Here is a 17,563-nt window from a genome sequence, read left to right as displayed (position 1 = left end):
CCCAATTATTTAACCGCTGAAAACTGAAGCCTTTATTTATTTTCTTATGGATCCGCATTAATTACTGCACCAAATTGTGACGCGCATCGCTCTATTTAATCATTAATGCACTTAATTTGTGCCTCTTCTCATAAAACAGACATAAGAAAACACTATATCAGCGTGAAATCCGATTTATTGCAGCATTTAACTGATCCATGTATTAATAATTAAGTTGATATTGTGGTTATTAATCATATGTTTAATTCGCCATCTTCCGTATAAAGCCCCCATTTTTTCGTTAATTTAAAACCTCGCACCTGTCATATTCATGTAAAAAAGACGTTGCACACCTAATTTTTAAAGTGATAAAAGCTTCTCACTTGATAATTATTTTTCATTTCAAAAGGTGACCGATAATGGCTCTTGAAACGGCTGAAGTCCGTATTTCGACATCATGGCAGCGCCCGGAAAATAAATGGCTGGCGGCATTCGCCGAATTTCCGGTTGCCAACATTGGCGATGCGATGGAAAGGCTCAATATGTGCGATGGCGGCATTGTTCCGGTCTCCTCCAACACGGCATTTGTCGGCTTTGCCTTTCCGGTTCAGGTCACGGCTGGCGACAACGCGGCGGTGATCCGCGCGCTGGATCACATCCAACCGGGCGACGTGATGATGATTAACGGCCAGGGTCACATCGATCGGGCGCTGGTGGGTGAGCAGCTGACGCAGCGTTTTCAGCATGCCGGTGCGGTAGCGCAGGTGATCGACGGCGCAGTTCGCGATCGTAGCGTGATTGAATCCACCGGTTTACCCACGTTCTGTCGCGGCACCACACCGGCGGGCCCATTCAAAAACGGTCCGGGCGTGATTGGTGAACCGGTGGCGATTGGCGGCGTAGTGTGCTGCGCGGGTGACATCGTGGTCGGCGACGATGATGGCGTGATCATCATTCCCTTCTGGCGCGCCGAAGCGGTATTAACGGCGGTACAGGAAGTGGCGCGCCGTGAAGCAGAAATGACGGCAGAAGTGACGCGTCAATATAAATAAGCCGCTGGCTTAGCGCATTCCGGGGATGTTTTCACCACACTTTCAGGGCAAACCAATGACGAAATCACATGCGGTAACAATGGATTACGCTTTGCCGAAGGACGGAACAACCAAGAATAACGTCGTCCGTCGCGCCTCGCTGGCGGGCGGCGTCGGATCCTTTGTCGAGTGGTATGACTACGGCATTTACGGCTTATTGGTCAGTTCACTGGTGCTGGTGTTTTCCGCCAGTGACATGAGCACCACCGATTCCGGCCTGATGTTGACCTACCTCGGCTTCACCGTAAGCTTCTTTGTGCGCCCGTTCGGCGGCGTCATTTGCGGCTATCTTGGCGACAAAATGGGCCGTCAGAAGCTGCTGGCGATTCTTTTGCTGATGATCTCGCTGGCGACGGCGGCGATTGGCCTGCTGCCAAGTTACGCCAGCATTGGCTGGGCGGCACCGGCGCTGCTGATTTTGCTGCGCATCGTCCAGGGTTTCTCTGCTGGTGGCGAAGTTTCGGGCGCCGGTTCGTTCGTGGCGGAATATGCCGAAGATCATCGCCGCGCGGTGGTGATGTCGCCGCTGGTGATGGGATCGTTTATCGCGTTGCTGTTCGGCAGCCTGCTGATCAGCGGATTGATCAACGTATTCGGCACGGAGGCGATGACCGCTTGGGTGTGGCGCGTGCCGTTCCTGCTGGCGATTCCAATGGCCTTGATTGGTGTCTACATCCGCACCCGCATTGAGGACACGCCCCATTTTCAGATGGTAAAAGCCAACAAGCGCGTGGTGCGCAATCCATTGCGTGAAGTGCTTTCCTCTAAGCGCCATCTGAAAGCGATTGGACTGGCGATCACGCTGCCAGCGGTCAACGGTCCGGGCTATTACATCCTGTTTGTCTACATGCCGACCTACCTGAATAAAGTGATGCACTTCCAGCAGATTCAAAGCCTGATGGTCACCGCCTGTGGGTTGATCACCATTATCGCCACCATTCCGATGATGGCGTGGCTGTCGGATCGTCTGGGACGCAAGCCGCTGCTGGTGGCGTCGGCCATTGCGATGGCGCTGCTGGCGTGGCCCTGTTTCTGGTTATTGACGCTCGGCATGTTCCCGCTGGCGTGCATGGCGGCCGTTCTGCTGGCCTTTGCCTTCGCCGGACATGCCGGTGTGATTCAGGCGACGCTGGCCGAAATGTTCCCTACCAACGTGCGTTACAGCGCCTACAGCATCGGCTTCAACCTCTCAACGGTGATCTTTGGCGGCTCCGCGCCATTACTGATGACGTGGCTGATCGGCCTGACCGGCATCGCCAGCATTCCCAGCTATATGGTGATTTTCACCGCCGCGCTGACGCTCATCAGCACGCTGTATCTGAAAGAAACCGCCGGTAAGCCACTCGCTGCCGAGTGAACGCCGTAGCAATCTGCCCACATTCTGGATTTCGAGGTCATTATGAAAAACGCGTCACCCTGGCGTATAGGGTTTGATATTGGCGGCACTTTTACCGATCTGGTGCTGTTGAATGACATCACTGGCGAGGCGATCCGGCATAAAACCCTGACCACGCCGGAGGATCCTTCGGAAGGGGCGTACACCGGTTTAACCCAACTGGTGGAGCTGGCCGGGCTCAAAGCCAGCGACATTCACACCATCACGCACGGCACGACGCTGGCCATCAACGCGCTGCTGGAGCGGCGCGGCGCGAAAACCGCCTTCGTGGTGACGCGCGGCTTCCGTGACGTCTTGGTGCTGGGGCGTGAATACCGTTATGACATCTACGATCTGAATGGCGCACCGGCGCAGCCGCTGCTGCCGCGTTCACAGTCGTACGAAATCAGCGAACGCGTGACGGCGCGCGGCGAGGTGATAACGCCGCTCGACGAAGCCGAAGTGGTGCGGCTGGCCGCTGAGCTGCGCGACCAAGGCTATGAAGCCGTTGCCGTGTTGTGCATGCATGCCTATGCGTGGCCGGAACATGAGAATCGCATCGAAGCGATTTTGAGCCGCGAACTGCCGGGCGTATCCATCTCGGTGTCGCACAAAGTGTCGCGTGAAATCCGCGAATACGATCGCGGCGTGCTAACCGCCATGAACGCCTTTGTGCAGCCGAAAGCGCGCCGCTATATGGCACGGCTGGAGACCAAATTGCGCGAGGGCGGCTTCACCTGCGACTGGCTGGTGATGGGATCGAACGGCGGCCTGATGGCGCCGCAGGTGGCAGCGGATTATCCCACGCGCATCATTGAATCCGGCCCGGCAGGCGGCATCGTCGCCACCGCCGCCTTTGCGCGGAAAAATGCCGAACGTCAGGTGCTGGCGTTTGATATGGGCGGCACCACCGCAAAAGCGTGCGTAGTGCGCGATGGCGAACCCTCCATCACCATCGATTACGAAGTGGGGCGCGCGGATCGCCTGCTGAAAGGCAGCGGCTTGCCGGTGAAGTTGCCGGTGGTGGACATGATTGAGATTGGCGCGGGCGGCGGCAGTATTGCGCGCGTCGATTCCCTCGGCCTGCTGGAAATCGGCCCGGAAAGTGCCAGCGCCTGGCCGGGTCCAGCCTGCTACGCACGCGGCGGCGAGCAGCCAACCGTCACCGACGCCAATCTGGTGCTGGGCTTGCTCGATCCCGACGCCTTTCTCGGTGGCCGCATGCCGCTCGATGTAGAAGCCGCGCGCCAGGCGATTCGCCGCATCGCCGAACCGCTGGGGCTGAGCATTGAAGACGCCGCGTGGGGCATTCACGAAGTAGCCAACAGCAAAATGTCTGAAGCGCTGCGCACCCATTCGGTGGAGAAAAACGTCAGCCCAGCGCAAATGACTATGCTGGCGTTTGGTGGCGCGGGCCCAAGCCACGCCTGGTCGCTGGCGAAGCAGCTGAGCGTTAAGCGCGTTTACTTCCCGAACGGAGCGGGCGTTTACTCGGCCTTCGGCTTATTGACCGCGCCGCCCAGCGCTGACTTTGTACGCAGCGATCGCTGCCGCCTGCAGCCTGGCATTGATGTAAAACGCATTGCGGCGCTGTTCGCCGAAGGCTTTGACGAAGCGATCACCACGCTGGCGGCGGCCAACGCTGATCCGAATACCGCGATTCAGCAGAAGCTTGCGGGCGTGCGCTATGTCGGCCAGGGATCGGAGCTCACCGTCACGCTGCCGGAAAGCTTCCTTGCGCACGGTGATGTGCAAGCCTTAATCGACAGTTTTGAAGCCGCCCATCTGGCGCGTTTTGGTCGCACTTTGCCGGGACAAGGTGTGGAAGTGGTTAACTGGCGCGGTCGCGTGCAGACCACGCCACCCGTGCTGAATACCACCGATCAACTCAGCCATCCTGAACCCGACGCGCGCGAGAAGAGCTTGCAAGTCTATCTGGGCCGCGAGCAGGGATTCAGCGCCTGCCGCGTCATCCCACGCAGCTTACTGATTACCGGCGAAGCCATTCACGGTCCGGCGCTGTTGCAGGAAAAAGAGTGCGCGATTTATGTTGGTCCCGGCGCATCCGCGCAGCTGGACGCGCAAGGTAATATTTTGATGGAGCTGAACTAATGAGTGCGACAACCCCCGATCATCTGCGTTTTCTCGACGATCCGATTAGCCTGCGCATTACCTGGGATCGCCTTGTCAGCATCTCGGAAGAGGCGGCGGCCACGCTGGTTAACATGGCGTTCTCGAGCATTATCCGTGAAGTAGGCGATTACTCTTGCCTGCTGATGGACGCCAGCGGCAGCTCGCTGGCACAACCGAAAACCAGCGTGCCAGTGTTTATTGGCACCTTGCCCGCCACGGTGCGCCATCTGCTGGCGAAATTCCCGGCGGAGACGCTAAAACCCGGCGATGCGCTGATCACTAACGATCCCTGGCTCGGCACCGGCCACCTCAATGACGTGACGGTGGTGACGCCAGTGTTCCGCGCCGGCAAGCTGGTGGCGTTTACCGGCGCGGCGGCGCACATGTCCGATATTGGCGGCTCACTGAATATGGGCTCATCGCGCGACATGTTTGAAGAGGGATTCCTCATCCCGCCGAGCAAACTGATGATCGCGGGCGAGGTGAACCAGCAGTTGCTGGATCTGTTCCTTGCCAACGTGCGCTCGCCGGATCAGGTGGAAGGCGATCTGCACGCCATGCTGGCGGCCAACCAAATTGGCGCTAACGGCTTACTTGGCTTGATGGAGGATTTGCAGCTGGAATCGGTGACGCCGCTGGCGGAGAAGATTCACTCGCTGACTGAAATCGCCATGCGCAAAGCTATTGAAGCGGTGCCGGATGGTCGCTATGAAGCGGCGGTGGATATTGGCGATTACGAAGGCGATATCCATCTCAATGTGGCGGTGATTGTTGAGGGCAGCAACATCACCATTGATTATGCCGGTTCGTCGGCGGAATCGCTGTTTGGCAGCAACTGCCCAATGTCATTCACCTATGCCTACAGCGTCTATCCGCTGAAATGCCTGCTTGAGCCGCATCTGCCGAATAACGAAGGCTGCTTTAAATCCATCACCGTCACCGCGCCCGAAGGCTCGATTGCCAATGCGCGGCCGCCTTGTGCGGTGGAGATGCGTAACCGCGTCGGACACATGGCGCACGCCGCCATTTTCACTGCGCTGGCCGATATCATGCCGGATCGCGTAATGGGCCACTCGGGCAGCGCGCCGGTCACCTGCGACGTGTTCGCCGGACAATTTGATGACGGACGCCGCTTTGTCGAAAGCCTGTGCGTCAACGGTGGCACCGGCGCGCGTCCTGCCGCCGACGGTATCGTCACCGGCTTCCCCGGCAACATGTCCTCCACGCCGGTTGAGCTGATTGAATCCGCCACGCCGCTGCTGTTTCTGCAGAAATCCATCGTGCCCGATTCGGGCGGTGCCGGGCGCTATCGCGGCGGCGTGGCGCAGCGCATGGTGATTCGCAACACCAGCAAATATCCCCTCTCGCACAGCATGTTCTACTCGCGGCAAAGACACGCGGCAGAGGGCGTGTTAGGCGCGGCGGCGGGTGCGCCAAACGTTGTGGCGATTAACGGCGCATCGCTGGCGAAACCGGTGGGACGCCATGATGTGTTACCCGGCGACGAAGTCACCATTCAAATGCCGGGCGGCGGCGGCAAGATGCCGGTGGCCGAACGCGATCTCAACGCCATCCTGTGGGATGTGCAGGAAGGTTACATCACTGAAGCGGGCGCGTTGCGTGATTACGGCGTGAACCTGCATGACCTTAAAAGAGGCTAAAACATGGACAGATTAACAGGAAAGGTGGTGCTGATTACCGGCGCGGGCAGCGGAATTGGTAAAGCGGCGGCAGCCGGTTTTGCCGCGCGCGGGGCGCAGGTGATTTTGGTAGGACGACGTCAGGCGGTGCTGGATGAGGTGGCGGCGAGCCTGATCGCGCAGGGCGGTAAAGTGTCGGCTTATGCGGCAGATATCGCGCAAAAAACCGAGGTTGAGGCGCTGGTGGCGTGGGCGATAGCCGAACGGGGCCAGGTCGATATTCTGGTTAACAACGCCGGCAGCGCCAGCAAGACGCTGAATGCGCGCTGGATTGCCGAAGAGGAGTGGGATCAGGTACAGGACGTCAACATGAAAGCGGTATTCCTGCTGACGCAAGCGCTGCTGCCGGACATGCTGGCGCGCAAAAACGGCACCATCATCACCGTATCCTCACTGGCGGCGCTGCGGCCAAATCTGCTGGGTGGCGCGGCCTACGGCGCAGCGAAAGCCGCGGTGCGCAACTTTATGACCTATCTGCACAACACCTTCCGCAACGACGGCATCCGCTCAACCTGCATTTTACCGGGTGAAGTGAACACGCCGATCATGGATAACCGCGCCAATCCGCCGGATCAGGCGATTCGTGATGGCATGGTGCAGCCGGAAGATGTGGCTGAAGCCATTCTGCTGTGCGCCAGCTTACCGGCGCGCACCGTGGTGGAAGAACTGATTGTCGCGCCGACGGTGCTGCGCGATCTCTCCGGCGATCTGGAGATCAGCCGCTGGAAAAATGCCCCGGCAGCGTGCCAGGCCGAACGTGAAAAATCGTAATAGGAATCCTTATGTCGAGCCAAAATTTTAAAGCCGCCGAGGCGGTATTACGTGTAGAGCGCACCTCGCTGCGTGTGCAGCAACCTGCGTCGAGCGGCGATATGGTTTCTCTGGCGATGGGCGAACCGGATTTCGATACCCCGACGCGCATCGTGCAAGCCGCGGTTGAAGCACTGCAAGCCGGTTACACCCATTACGCGCCGCTGCTCGGTGACAAAGCCTTGTGCAGCGCGCTGGCGGACGAGGTATCCGCGCAAAGCGGCAACGCGGTGAAAACCGGTGAAATTCTGGTCACGCACGGCGGCACCGCCGGTCTTGCGGCGGCGATTCTCTCCATCGTCAATCTAGGCGATCGCGTGGTGATCCCCGATCCAACCTATTCGCTGTACGCGGATTTGGTCAATATGGTCGGCGGCATCTGCGTGCCGATGCCGTGCCGCGCGGATCTGCACTGGGATCTGGAACGTCTGGATCGTGCGCTCGACGGCGCCAAACTGTTTGTGTTCTGCAATCCCGGCAATCCCACCGGCATTGTGCACAGCCGCGCCGAAATTGAAGCGCTAGGCCAACTGGTGAACCAGCACGATACGCTGGTGATCGCTGATGAAGCTTATAGCGATCTGGTATTTACCGATCGTCCCTTTACCTCGGTGCTGCACATTCCCGCCTTTGCCGGACGCACGCTGTTCTGTCAGACTTTCTCTAAAAGTTACGCCATGACCGGCTGGCGCGTGGGTTATCTGGCGGGACCGGCGGAGATGATCGCCGCCGCCGCGCGCGTACACAATACGGTGAACGGATCGGTGAACAGCGCGGTGCAGCGTGCGGCGCTGATGGCGCTGACGCAGTGTAAAGATGACGTAAAACGTATGTATGATGTCTACCGCCAGCGTCGCGTGCTGATGATGGAAGGATTGTCGGCGATTCCAGAGTTGAAACTGAATGAACCCGAAGGCGCGTTTTACTGCTTCCCGGCCTATTCGTTGCCGATTCCGGCGATTGATATGGTGTCGTTGCTGCGCGAACAGGGCATCGCGGTGCGGCCTGGCAGTGAATTTGGCGCGGCGGGCGAAGGGCATTTGCGCCTCTCTTACGCTGCCAGCAGTGAAGCCATTACTGAAGGTGTGCGCCGTTTGAAGCGCGGCCTGGCCAGTTTCAAGTAACATCAGCACGTTTAAGGAAGCATACCCACAATGACGGGAAAACCGATGCGCAGTGATACCGAAAGAAACCGCAAGAACCTGATTCAGGCAGCTGCCCGCTTGTTCGAGCGCTCCGAAACCCCGATAAGCATGACGGAAATCGCCGCGGAAGCTGGCGTCTCCGTGGCCACCGCCTATCGTCAGTTTACGTCGGTTGAAGAAGTGCTGAATGCTTATCGTCAGGACGTGGGGCAACTGCTGCTGGATTACAGTCTCGAGCAAAGCTGCAGCGGCTTACTGAAGCTGGAAAAAGTCAGCCGTTACTGGATCAAACTGGTGCGTGAGCGCGGCGCGGCGATGGTGCCGATGCGTAACCGCCGCGGCTATCTGGAACGTTTATGGGAAGGCGCGGAATACCTGTTAGTGCAGGCCGACGCGCTGCGCCCGGCGTTGCGTGAAGCGATGGAGGAGATGGAGCTGCCGGATATTGGCGATAAGGCGGTGTTCCTGTGGAATATCCTGTTCGATCCGCGCGAAATCTTTGATTTGCTCGACACGGTAGGGCTGACGGAAAAACAGGTCGGCACCCAGCTGATGTCGGTTCTGGTCGGCGGTTTACGCGGCTTCGCTACCGCGAATGAATTCATCGCCGAAGCCAGCCGCAGTAAATAGTTTATGTGCCAGGTCGCCATGAATGGCGACCCTACAAAACCCGCTCGTAGGGTCGCCATTCATGGCGACCTGCCTTAAAGCTTCGCGGTTAACGCCCGCAGAGGGGGCCGCAAAACCTCATGCAGCGCGCGGATCGCCGGGGAAAACTGTTTGCGATGCGGGCAGATAAGGTGCAGTGGCGTGCTTTCTCCCGGCATCTCCGGCATTACGCGCTCCAGCCTGCCGGCCAGCACGTCGTCACACACATCAATCCACGATTTATAGGCGATGCCCATACCGGCAATGGCCCAGCGCCGCGCCACTTCGGCGTCATCACATAGCATGCGGCTTTTCACCGTGATCTGGCGGCGCATGCCATCCTGCGGAAATGTCCATTTGTCGTAAACGTGGCCGCCCATAATAAACAGCAGGCCATGATGATGCTGCGCGATCTCCTCCAGCATCTGTGGGCGACCGTGACGATCGAGGTAATCCGGCGACGCCACCATCACGCGGCGATTGTCTTCTGCCAGCGGCAACGCCACGTAGCTGCTGTCTTCCAGCTTGCCGTAGCGAATGGCAATATCCACGGGATCGCGGAACACGTCGCTGATCTGGTCGGAAAACGAGAGACGCACCGCCAGCGCTGGATGCTCGCGGCAAAAATCGGTGATCAGCGGCAGCAGAATATTGCGGCCAATGTCTGATGGCAGCGCGATTTTAAGCTCGCCGCTCAGCGCATCTTCATCGCTCTGCAAGCTGTCGGCACCGGCATGCATCAGCGCCAGCATCTCCTGCGCATAGGGCAGATACTTTTCCCCTTCGGCGGTTAAGCGCAGGCTGCGGGTGGAACGGGCAAACAAGCGCCGGTCCAGTTCCCGTTCCAGCCGCTGGATCGCCGCGCTGACCTGTCCGGGCAGCAAATTCACCTCGCGCGCCGCGCGTGAAAAGCTGCCGAGTGCGGCGGAACGCACAAACAGGGTGACATCTTCCAGTCGGATCATCTTCTTATTCATCGTGGTAGTCGGCAGGGATTTTCACTCTAAGAGTGAAAGTGTTCACCTGCAACTGGCATTTTTCATTGCGCGGCGGCCCGCTATGCTGGATTCACTTCACCAAACCTGCTGATGAATAAGGATCTGCCTGATGAAAGCCATTGTTTATAGCCAAAACGGTTTACCGATTTCCGATGAAAATGCGCTGTATGAGCTCGAGGTTGAGAAGCCAACGCCATGCGCGCGTGACCTGCTGGTAAAAATTCACGCCATCGCGGTGAATCCGGTGGACACCAAAGTGCGCGCCGGTGCGCCAACCGATAAGCCGCGCATTCTGGGTTGGGATGCGGTGGGCGTGGTGGAAGCGGTGGGCGCAGAGGTCACGCTGTTCCAGCCGGGCGACGAGGTGTTTTACGCCGGTGATATCACTCGCGCCGGCAGCTATGCCGAATATGGTCTGGTGGATGAACGCATCGCCGGGCACAAACCGCGTTCGCTGAATGACGCCGATGCCGCCGCGCTGCCGCTGACCTCACTCACCGCGTGGGAACTGCTGTTTGATCGTCTGGAGGTGCAGGCCGATGACAACGCCGCGCTACTGATTATTGGCGCAGGCGGCGGCGTTGGCTCCATGCTGACGCAGCTTGCCAGCAAATTGACCAGGTTGACGGTGATCGGTACCGCATCCCGCCCGGAAACGGCAGATTGGGTGCGTTCACTCGGCGCGCATCACGTGATTGATCATTCTCAACCGCTGGGCGAACAGCTGGCGGCAATTGGGCATAAAGAGGTGCGCTATGTCGCCTCGCTGACGCACACCGACAGCTATTACGATCAGCTGATTGATGCCCTTGCGCCACAGGGCAAGATGGCGTTGATCGACGATCCCGAGACGCTGGATGCGGTGCCGCTGAAGCGCAAAGCGATTTCGCTGCACTGGGAATTGATGTTTACCCGCTCGTTGTTCCATACCGCCGATATGCAGCGCCAGCATGAGATTCTTCAGCGCGTGAGCCAGTTGATTGATGACCAAACCCTGCAAACCACCGCGGGCGAACATCATGGCGTCATCAGTGCCGCCAATCTGCGCAAGGCGCATGCGTTGATCGAGAGCGGTCGCGCACGCGGTAAGATTGTGTTGAGCGGGTTTTAAGTATTTTAAATAAATCAGGAGATCTCACATGACACTCAATGATGCAGTCGCTCGTCGTCACACCGTCAAAGCGTTTGAGGGCGGTAAAAGCCTGCCGCAGGATGAAATCGACACCTTGCTAAACGTGCTGCGCAACAGCCCGTCATCGGTGAACTCGCAGCCGTGGCATTTTGTGGTGGCGTCCACCGCCGCCGGTCGCGAGCAGATGGCCAAATCCACCGAGGGCGCCTTTGTCTACAACAGCCCGAAAGTGCTGAACGCCTCGCACGTTATCGCGCTGTGCATGCGTACCGATCTCGATGAAGCGCATTTACAGAATGTGCTGGCGCAGGAAGAGAAAGATGGTCGTTTCGCCAAACCAGAAGGCAAAGCGGGGCAGGATAAGAGCCGTCGCAGCTACGTGGATATGCACCGTTACGAGCAGCGCGATGTGCCGCAGTGGATGGAAAAACAGGTTTACCTGGCGTTAGGCGGATTGTTGCTGGGTGCGGCGATGTTGGGCATTGATGCCACGCCGATGGAAGGTTTTGACCAGCGTGCGCTGGATCAGGCGCTGGGCCTGCGCGAGAAGGGCTTTACCAGCGTAGTGCTGGTGTCGCTGGGCTATCGCAGCGAGGCGGATTTCAACGCTGCATTGCCGAAATCACGCTTGCCGCGTGAGGAAATTTTTACCTTTATTTAAAATTTGCGGTCGCGATTTCGTAGGGTGCGCATTTATGCGCACCGTTTCAATGGCCGCACCCAACCGATGGAAACCGCAAGGTAAAACGATTCACGCCATCTTCGCTGTGCACCTCACAACGTCCCTGATGCAGCCGCATAATGCTGCGTACAATCGATAATCCCAAACCGCTGCTGCCCTGATGCCGTGACGCGTCGGCGCGCCAGAAGCGATCAAAGATGCGCGCCTGCTGTTCGGCACTCAGCGGCGAACCCTGATTTTCCACCATCAAACTGTTGCCCTGATTGAAAACTCGTACGGTGGAATCTCGATCGCCATAGCGCAAGGCATTCGCCATCAGATTCGCCAGCGCGCGTTGCAGCAGTTGCGGATCGGCGCGAAGTTCGCCGTGCAGCGTCATCTCCAGCCGCATCGACTGCTCTTCTGCCATGCCGTCAAAGTAGTCCTGCAACTTCTCGCCAAGCTGCGCCAGATCGATGTCCTGCAGATCCATTGCCTGGCTGGCATCTTCCGCTTTGGCGAGAAACAGCATGTTGTCGATCATCTTCGCCAGCCGGTCCAGCTCCTCGTAATTGGAGCCGAGCAGCGCCTGATAATCGCCGACGCTGCGCGTCTGACTCAGCGCCACTTCGGTTTGGCCGATCAGCGTGCTAATCGGCGTACGCAGATCGTGCGCCATATCGGCAGAAACCTGGCTCAGCTGGTGATAACCCATTTCAAGGCGGCTCAGCATCTGATTAAAAGCCGCCACCAGCGGCTGCAGTTCCGCAGCTGCCTGTTCAGGCATGCGCTGCGACAAATGGCGTACGTCAATGGCATCCGCCTGCGCCGCCAACCGACGCAGCGGTGTTAAAGCGCGCCGCACCAGCCAGACGCTGATCGCCGCCACCATCAACGCCGCCAGCGCGGTGGCGAGGATGATTTGATCGCGATAACTGTTGAGCGTTTGCGTGCGGTCGCTCATCAGGCGGCCGGTGATGATCTCAATCTGGCCGTTGCCATCACGCGTTGGTGCCAGCGCGGCCGCTGAGATAAACGGCGTGCCGTCAGCGGCAGCGAGATGATGTACCGAGGACAGCGCCAGCGGTTGATCGGCTGGAACCGGCGTAATCGCAGGAATCGGGCGCTGGCCGGGATTGACCACAATCAGCGGCGGCTGGCCCGGAAAACGCAGCACCAATAACGATTCGGTATTGCCGAGCATGTTGGCGAATAAACGCGGCTTTTGCTGAATCAACGTAATCGCATCTTCATCGCGCAGCAGGGTGCGAATCTGATCGATGCGCGTCAGCAGCGCCGCGTCATCGCGCACGCCAATCTGTGTCGCCAGCGAGTGATAAAGCGCAATACCGCTGAGGGAAAAGATGACGAACACCGTGGCGCTGAGCAGCAGCGACAGGCGGGCGGCGAGCGAACGGGTCTTCATGATTCGGCTTCGCAGCGATATCCCACGCCGTACACGGTGTGAATCAGCGGCTGGGCAAACGGGCCATCAATTTTCTGTCGCAGACGTTTCACCGCTACATCCACCACGTTGGTGTCGCTGTCAAAATTCATGTCCCACACGCGCGAGGCAATCAGGGTGCGCGTCAGCACTTCGCCGGGATGCAGTAGGAACAAGTGCAGCAGGTTGAACTCTTTATTGGTGAGATCGATACGCTGGCCGCCGCGCTCAACGCGACGTTTCAGGATATCCAGTTGCAGATCGGCGAGCTGGAGAACATCCGGCAACTTCTGCTGACCGCCCCGCCGCAGTTGGGTGCGCACCCGCGCCAACAATTCGGCGAACGAGAAGGGCTTCACCAGATAATCATCTGCGCCGAGTTCCAGCCCTTTGATACGATCCTCCAGCGTCCCTTTGGCGGTGAGGAAAATTACCGGCGTGTGGATCTGCTTATCCAGCGCCGCCATTACTTGCCAGCCGTCCATGCCGGGCATCATTACGTCGAGCAGAATCAAATCGTAATGATGCTCCTGCGCATAGAACAAACCATCCTGGCCGTTTTCCGCCACATCGACGATAAATCCCGCTTCGGTCAATCCTTTGCGCATGTAATCGCGCGCTTTGGCTTCATCTTCAATCACCAAAATTTTCATGCGCTTCTCCGCGGGATAGGGTTTCAGGGCTGGGCGTGTAACGCGGCTTGCTCGATCAACTTCGCGACGTCATCAGGATGCGATTGATACACCGAATGGCTGGCTCCGGCAATCTCCACCGTGTGGCTGTGCGCGCGTTTGGCGTACATGCGCTCCAGATCGGGACTGATGATTTTGTCAGCTTTCGCCACCATGTACCAGCTAGGCTTGGTCTTCCACGCCGGGTCAGGAATGTTGGCGGTGAACACGGCTGAGTTGGTTGGCATCTGCGCGTGCGCTTCAAAATCAGCCTGCGCCGCCGGTAAATCGGCAGCGAAATCACTGTGGTAATTTTCCGGCGCGATGGTTAGATAACCGTCGCTGGATTTAGCAAACGGATGCGCGCTGTTGGGGAATTTTTTGCCGTTGCTGGCTTCGGTTTCGCCGTTATCCAGCGCATGCGCTGCGATATAAACCAGCCCAGCCACTTTCGCGTCGTTACCGGCTTCAGTGATGATCGCACTGCCGTAACTGTGGCCGACCAGAATCACCGGGCCATTTTGCTGATCGATAATGCGGCGCGTCGCCGTCACATCTTCCGGGAAGCCGGTCAGCGGTTCTTGTACCAGCGTCACGTTGTAGCCGTCATGCGTCAAACGGTCATACACCGGACGCCATCCCGCACCGACGACGAACGCGCCATGCACCAGCACAATATTCTTCACCGGCTGCGCCTGAACCTGTGCCGCGCCGCCTGCGATAGCCAACAGCATGCCCGCTGCAAAAGTAAGTTTGTTCAATTTCATCGTAATGCTCCTGATGGGAAGGTAGGCCATCAGGATATGCAATCGGCTCTGACATCAGCGTGAGCGAGTTATGACAAAAGAATGACATGCAACTGGCGAGCATTAAGTAAAACTTAATGGGGCATCAATAAAAGCTAACCTACTAACAATTATAAGTATTTACTCTGCATTAAATCCGTAATTTCTGTAGTGGGATCATGTCCACCATGTTATTAACTCTGTATGACGTTGTGAATTTAGCTACCTGCCGGAGAGAACAATGAAGAAAAGTTTGTCCTTTGCCTTACTGCTTTCACTGAGCGCGTTTAGCCACGCTTCTTTTGCTCAGGAAACCTTGCGTTTCGGCGTCGATCCCACGTTCCCGCCGTTTGAATCCAAAGCCAGCGACGGTTCGCTGCAGGGCTTTGATATCGATCTGGGTAACGCCATTTGTGCCCAGGCGAAAGTGAAGTGCCAATGGGTGCAGATTGGTTTTGATGGCAGCATTCCGGCACTGCAGGCGAGAAAGTTTGATGCCATTCTCTCGGCGATGTCGATGACCGAAAAACGTCGCGAGCAGGTGGCCTTCAGCGACATGCTTTATGTCACGCCGAGCGCGTTACTCACACCGGCCAACGCGCCGCTAACCGGAGACATTAACGCGCTGCGTGGCAAAAGAATTGGCGTCGCGCAGGGCACCATTCAGGAAACTTACGCCAAAGCGCAATGGGCAACCAAAGGCGTGAGTGTGGTTTCTTACCCCAATCAGATGGAGATCTATCCGGACTTGGTGGCAGGACGTCTCGACGCCAGCCTGGCAAATGCGGTTTCGGCAGAACAAGGTTTCCTTAACACGCCAGCAGGCAAAGACTACGTCATCAGCGCCACGCTGGTGGATAAAGAAGTGTTGGGTAATGGCGTGGGCATTGGATTGCGGAAAGACGATGCGGCCAATCTGAAGTTGATCAACACCGCGCTGGCGGAACTGCACAGCAACGGCACTTACGATCAACTGGCGAAGAAGTACTTCAAGTTTAAGGTCTATCCGTAAAAGTCATATGCACGTAGGGTCGCCATTTATGGCGACCTCGCTCACCAACCGCACCCACACTCATTCAAAAAATCATGCAAAACTTACCTCACTACCCAACTCAACGCGCCCGTTTTCTCGCTGCCGTTAAACGACAAAACGGCGCATTAACGTCTTACGCGCATCCGTTACCCGGTCCGCAAGGAGAGGAACTTTTCACCGATGTGGCGGTGATCGGCGATGCTAAGGCATCCCGTCTGATGCTGGTGATTTCCGGTACGCACGGCGTGGAAGGCTATTACGGCTCCGATTGCCAAATCGCCTGGCTGGATACCTTCAACCTCACGGCGCTGCCCGCTGACACCGCCATCGTGATGCTGCATCTGCTCAATCCGTGGGGCGCAGCGCATTTACGCCGCGTCAATGAAGACAACATCGATCTCAATCGCAACTTCATCGATTTTTCACAGCCCGCACCCGCCAATCCGGATTACGCCGCGTGGCATGGCATTTATCATGGCGATCGCGCCAGCGCCGATAAGCTGTTAACGGAAACGCTCAACAGCGCCGGTTGGCCAGCGGTAAAACGCGTGGTGGAAGCGGGGCAATATGGTGCGGCGGACGGTTTCTTTTACGGCGGCCAACAGCCAAGCTGGTCGTATCGCACGCTGGAAACCATCATCGCCCATCATTTATCGCAGGCCAAAACCATCATCAGTTTCGATTTGCATACCGGCGCGGGCGCATGGGGACATCCGATGCTGCTGTCGATTGCCGAGCAGCGCTTCGCTGCGCATGACTGGGGCAAAGCGATTTACGGCGAATGGTTAACGCTGCTGTTCACCGGCGCGGGACGCGACAGCGAAACCGGCGTCACCGCGACGGCCACCGGCTATGTCTCGCAATTCCTGCTGACCTCGCTTCCGAACACGCAGATTTTGCCGCTGGTGGTGGAGTGCGGCACTTATCCCGGCGAGGAGATGCATCGCCGCGTGCGCGACGATCACTGGCTGCATCTGCAAGGCGATCCAGCCAGTGAAAGCGGGCAGGCGATTAAGCAGGAACTGGTGGAAGGATTCTGGCCCGCCGACGCTGACTGGCGGGCGCTGGTGGCCTTTCGCACTCAGCAAATCTTCGTACGCGGCTGGCGGGCATTAATCGATTTATAAGCGTCCGTAAAACGTCATGCGGGCGGTTTCCGACAGCGCAATGCCCGGCTCGGTGTTGTACGCCAGCACCGCCAGCATGCGCGTGATATCGCCTTCGGTTGGCGTGACGCGATGCAGCGAATTGCGGCCACGGAATAGCACCAAATCCCCGGCATCAATCGCCAGCGCTTCCACTGGCTGGCGCTGATCCAGCACCGCTGCCACGCCGTCGAAATTCATCTCGCCGGCATCGGCATCGCGCAGATCCTTCACGTACTGGAACACCGCGCCGGCGCGCGGCTTCTGCACCAGCAGCGTGATGGCGAACGACGAGTTATCAAAGTGCCAGCCCAGTTCCTGACCGTCGGGCGCGTAGTGCAGATTGATCGACGACAGCGGATCGGCATACGGATAGAGCGCCTCTTCACCCAGCACATCGCACAGGAAGCTTTTAAACAGTTCATCATTGTAGAGCTGGCGCAGCGGCGAATCGGCGGCAATCACATCATCGGTGATGCAGCCTTTGGTGCTGATGACATCGCGATTACGCGGATGATCGGCGCTGAAAGCCTCATCTTTCTTCATCAGATAAACGTTGTGTTTGCTGGCGGTGTGATACGCCAGATGGCGCTGCGCCTCACCTTCGGCAATGATGGCTTGCAGCGCGGCGGGCTGCAGAAACTGACGCAAAACTAACGCGCCGTGCTGATTAAGTTGCTCACGGCAGGCGCGACGCCAGTCGGCATCGGCCAGCGGATGCAGATCGAAACGAATCAAGGCAGACATAGTTTCACTTCTCATGCGTTACAGGTGTGTAAAGACTGTAACTCGCTGATATGTTAATACGTAACG

At 57.9% G+C, this 17,563-nt stretch carries 16 protein-coding genes; 11 read left to right on the top strand and 5 right to left on the bottom strand.

Annotated features, from left to right (window positions below):
• Positions 1 to 398: 398 nt before the first annotated feature.
• From AC6I8A_RS22880 to AC6I8A_RS22850, 7 genes are read left to right on the top strand one after another with little or no spacing between them, the layout of a single operon-like run.
• Entirely contained in the window at positions 399 to 1,031 is a 633-nt protein-coding gene (locus AC6I8A_RS22880) for an RraA family protein (RefSeq protein ID WP_256698528.1), read from the top strand.
• 55 nt (positions 1,032 to 1,086) lie between these two features.
• A complete protein-coding gene (locus AC6I8A_RS22875; RefSeq protein ID WP_154156554.1) occupies positions 1,087 to 2,427 on the top strand; it encodes an MFS transporter in 1,341 nt (446 codons plus the stop codon).
• 42 nt (positions 2,428 to 2,469) lie between these two features.
• Positions 2,470 to 4,557 carry a hydantoinase/oxoprolinase family protein gene (locus AC6I8A_RS22870; protein ID WP_497819277.1) on the top strand — a complete coding sequence of 696 codons (2,088 nt, stop codon included), beginning with the start codon at positions 2,470 to 2,472 and terminating at the stop codon, positions 4,555 to 4,557.
• Positions 4,557 to 6,239, top strand: coding sequence for a hydantoinase B/oxoprolinase family protein (locus AC6I8A_RS22865; protein ID WP_293792546.1), 1,683 nt, complete (start codon positions 4,557 to 4,559; stop codon positions 6,237 to 6,239). Before AC6I8A_RS22870 ends, AC6I8A_RS22865 begins: the two co-directional genes overlap by 1 nt.
• Positions 6,240 to 6,242: 3 nt before the next feature.
• Positions 6,243 to 7,049 (top strand): SDR family oxidoreductase, encoded by an 807-nt coding sequence (locus AC6I8A_RS22860; protein ID WP_256698532.1) that lies wholly within the window; start codon positions 6,243 to 6,245, stop codon positions 7,047 to 7,049.
• An 11-nt stretch (positions 7,050 to 7,060) separates the two neighbouring features.
• Positions 7,061 to 8,212, top strand: a complete 1,152-nt coding sequence (locus AC6I8A_RS22855; protein ID WP_497819276.1) for a pyridoxal phosphate-dependent aminotransferase — start codon at positions 7,061 to 7,063, stop codon at positions 8,210 to 8,212.
• Positions 8,213 to 8,242: 30 nt separating this feature from the next.
• Positions 8,243 to 8,863 (top strand): TetR/AcrR family transcriptional regulator, encoded by a 621-nt coding sequence (locus AC6I8A_RS22850; protein ID WP_154156549.1) that lies wholly within the window; start codon positions 8,243 to 8,245, stop codon positions 8,861 to 8,863.
• Between the two features lie 74 nt (positions 8,864 to 8,937).
• On the opposite strand, the gene AC6I8A_RS22845 is transcribed toward AC6I8A_RS22850, so the two are convergent.
• On the bottom strand, positions 8,938 to 9,846 hold the full coding sequence (locus AC6I8A_RS22845; protein ID WP_256698534.1) for a LysR family transcriptional regulator: 909 nt from the start codon (positions 9,844 to 9,846) through the stop codon (positions 8,938 to 8,940).
• A 142-nt stretch (positions 9,847 to 9,988) separates the two neighbouring features.
• Between AC6I8A_RS22845 and AC6I8A_RS22840 the strand changes: the two genes are divergently transcribed.
• Together AC6I8A_RS22840 and nfsB are read left to right on the top strand one after the other, a co-directional pair.
• Entirely contained in the window at positions 9,989 to 10,990 is a 1,002-nt protein-coding gene (locus AC6I8A_RS22840; protein WP_497819275.1) for a zinc-binding alcohol dehydrogenase family protein, read from the top strand.
• Between the two features lie 28 nt (positions 10,991 to 11,018).
• The gene (nfsB, locus tag AC6I8A_RS22835) at positions 11,019 to 11,672 is read left to right on the top strand and encodes an oxygen-insensitive NAD(P)H nitroreductase (RefSeq protein ID WP_256698536.1); all 654 of its coding nucleotides are present in this window, start codon (positions 11,019 to 11,021) and stop codon (positions 11,670 to 11,672) included.
• Positions 11,673 to 11,718: 46 nt separating this feature from the next.
• Here the strand turns inward: nfsB and AC6I8A_RS22830 are convergent, their stop codons facing one another.
• From AC6I8A_RS22830 to AC6I8A_RS22820, 3 genes are read right to left on the bottom strand one after another with little or no spacing between them, the layout of a single operon-like run.
• Entirely contained in the window at positions 11,719 to 13,098 is a 1,380-nt protein-coding gene (locus AC6I8A_RS22830; RefSeq protein WP_497819274.1) for a heavy metal sensor histidine kinase, read from the bottom strand.
• Positions 13,095 to 13,769, bottom strand: a complete 675-nt coding sequence (locus AC6I8A_RS22825; protein ID WP_293797785.1) for a heavy metal response regulator transcription factor — start codon at positions 13,767 to 13,769, stop codon at positions 13,095 to 13,097. Before AC6I8A_RS22825 ends, AC6I8A_RS22830 begins: the two co-directional genes overlap by 4 nt.
• 23 nt (positions 13,770 to 13,792) lie before the next feature.
• Positions 13,793 to 14,554: an alpha/beta hydrolase gene (locus tag AC6I8A_RS22820; RefSeq protein WP_497819273.1), complete on the bottom strand. Its 762-nt coding sequence runs from the start codon at positions 14,552 to 14,554 to the stop codon at positions 13,793 to 13,795.
• A 259-nt stretch (positions 14,555 to 14,813) separates the two neighbouring features.
• Between AC6I8A_RS22820 and AC6I8A_RS22815 the strand changes: the two genes are divergently transcribed.
• Positions 14,814 to 15,584 carry a transporter substrate-binding domain-containing protein gene (locus tag AC6I8A_RS22815; RefSeq protein ID WP_256698540.1) on the top strand — a complete coding sequence of 257 codons (771 nt, stop codon included), beginning with the start codon at positions 14,814 to 14,816 and terminating at the stop codon, positions 15,582 to 15,584.
• A 74-nt stretch (positions 15,585 to 15,658) separates the two neighbouring features.
• A complete protein-coding gene (locus tag AC6I8A_RS22810; RefSeq protein WP_479490885.1) occupies positions 15,659 to 16,732 on the top strand; it encodes a DUF2817 domain-containing protein in 1,074 nt (357 codons plus the stop codon).
• Here the strand turns inward: AC6I8A_RS22810 and AC6I8A_RS22805 are convergent.
• Positions 16,727 to 17,497 carry a 2OG-Fe(II) oxygenase gene (locus AC6I8A_RS22805; protein WP_265302157.1) on the bottom strand — a complete coding sequence of 257 codons (771 nt, stop codon included), beginning with the start codon at positions 17,495 to 17,497 and terminating at the stop codon, positions 16,727 to 16,729. The two genes, AC6I8A_RS22810 and AC6I8A_RS22805, sit on opposite strands and share 6 nt — an antisense overlap.
• Positions 17,498 to 17,563: the final 66 nt, after the last annotated feature.

It is taken from the genome of Pantoea sp. X-Soil-ISGK-275, from assembly GCF_059730795.1.
The sequence above is the reverse complement of the archived record's forward strand: the minus strand, read 5'-3'. Positions and strand labels throughout refer to the sequence as shown.

Excerpts from the sequence above, each read along its gene's own strand:
- AC6I8A_RS22850 (WP_154156549.1), top strand. The coding sequence starts at position 8,243 with ATGACGGGAAAACCGATGCGCAGTGATACCGAAAGAAACCGCAAGAAC.
- AC6I8A_RS22880 (WP_256698528.1), top strand. The coding sequence starts at position 399 with ATGGCTCTTGAAACGGCTGAAGTCCGTATTTCGACATCATGGCAGCGC.
- AC6I8A_RS22805 (WP_265302157.1), bottom strand. The coding sequence starts at position 17,497 with ATGTCTGCCTTGATTCGTTTCGATCTGCATCCGCTGGCCGATGCCGAC.
- AC6I8A_RS22875 (WP_154156554.1), top strand. The coding sequence starts at position 1,087 with ATGACGAAATCACATGCGGTAACAATGGATTACGCTTTGCCGAAGGAC.
- AC6I8A_RS22845 (WP_256698534.1), bottom strand. The coding sequence starts at position 9,846 with ATGATCCGACTGGAAGATGTCACCCTGTTTGTGCGTTCCGCCGCACTC.
- AC6I8A_RS22830 (WP_497819274.1), bottom strand. The coding sequence starts at position 13,098 with ATGAAGACCCGTTCGCTCGCCGCCCGCCTGTCGCTGCTGCTCAGCGCC.
- AC6I8A_RS22810 (WP_479490885.1), top strand. The coding sequence starts at position 15,659 with ATGCAAAACTTACCTCACTACCCAACTCAACGCGCCCGTTTTCTCGCT.
- AC6I8A_RS22825 (WP_293797785.1), bottom strand. The coding sequence starts at position 13,769 with ATGAAAATTTTGGTGATTGAAGATGAAGCCAAAGCGCGCGATTACATG.
- nfsB (WP_256698536.1), top strand. The coding sequence starts at position 11,019 with ATGACACTCAATGATGCAGTCGCTCGTCGTCACACCGTCAAAGCGTTT.
- AC6I8A_RS22820 (WP_497819273.1), bottom strand. The coding sequence starts at position 14,554 with ATGAAATTGAACAAACTTACTTTTGCAGCGGGCATGCTGTTGGCTATC.
- AC6I8A_RS22870 (WP_497819277.1), top strand. The coding sequence starts at position 2,470 with ATGAAAAACGCGTCACCCTGGCGTATAGGGTTTGATATTGGCGGCACT.
- AC6I8A_RS22840 (WP_497819275.1), top strand. The coding sequence starts at position 9,989 with ATGAAAGCCATTGTTTATAGCCAAAACGGTTTACCGATTTCCGATGAA.
- AC6I8A_RS22815 (WP_256698540.1), top strand. The coding sequence starts at position 14,814 with ATGAAGAAAAGTTTGTCCTTTGCCTTACTGCTTTCACTGAGCGCGTTT.
- AC6I8A_RS22855 (WP_497819276.1), top strand. The coding sequence starts at position 7,061 with ATGTCGAGCCAAAATTTTAAAGCCGCCGAGGCGGTATTACGTGTAGAG.
- AC6I8A_RS22865 (WP_293792546.1), top strand. The coding sequence starts at position 4,557 with ATGAGTGCGACAACCCCCGATCATCTGCGTTTTCTCGACGATCCGATT.
- AC6I8A_RS22860 (WP_256698532.1), top strand. The coding sequence starts at position 6,243 with ATGGACAGATTAACAGGAAAGGTGGTGCTGATTACCGGCGCGGGCAGC.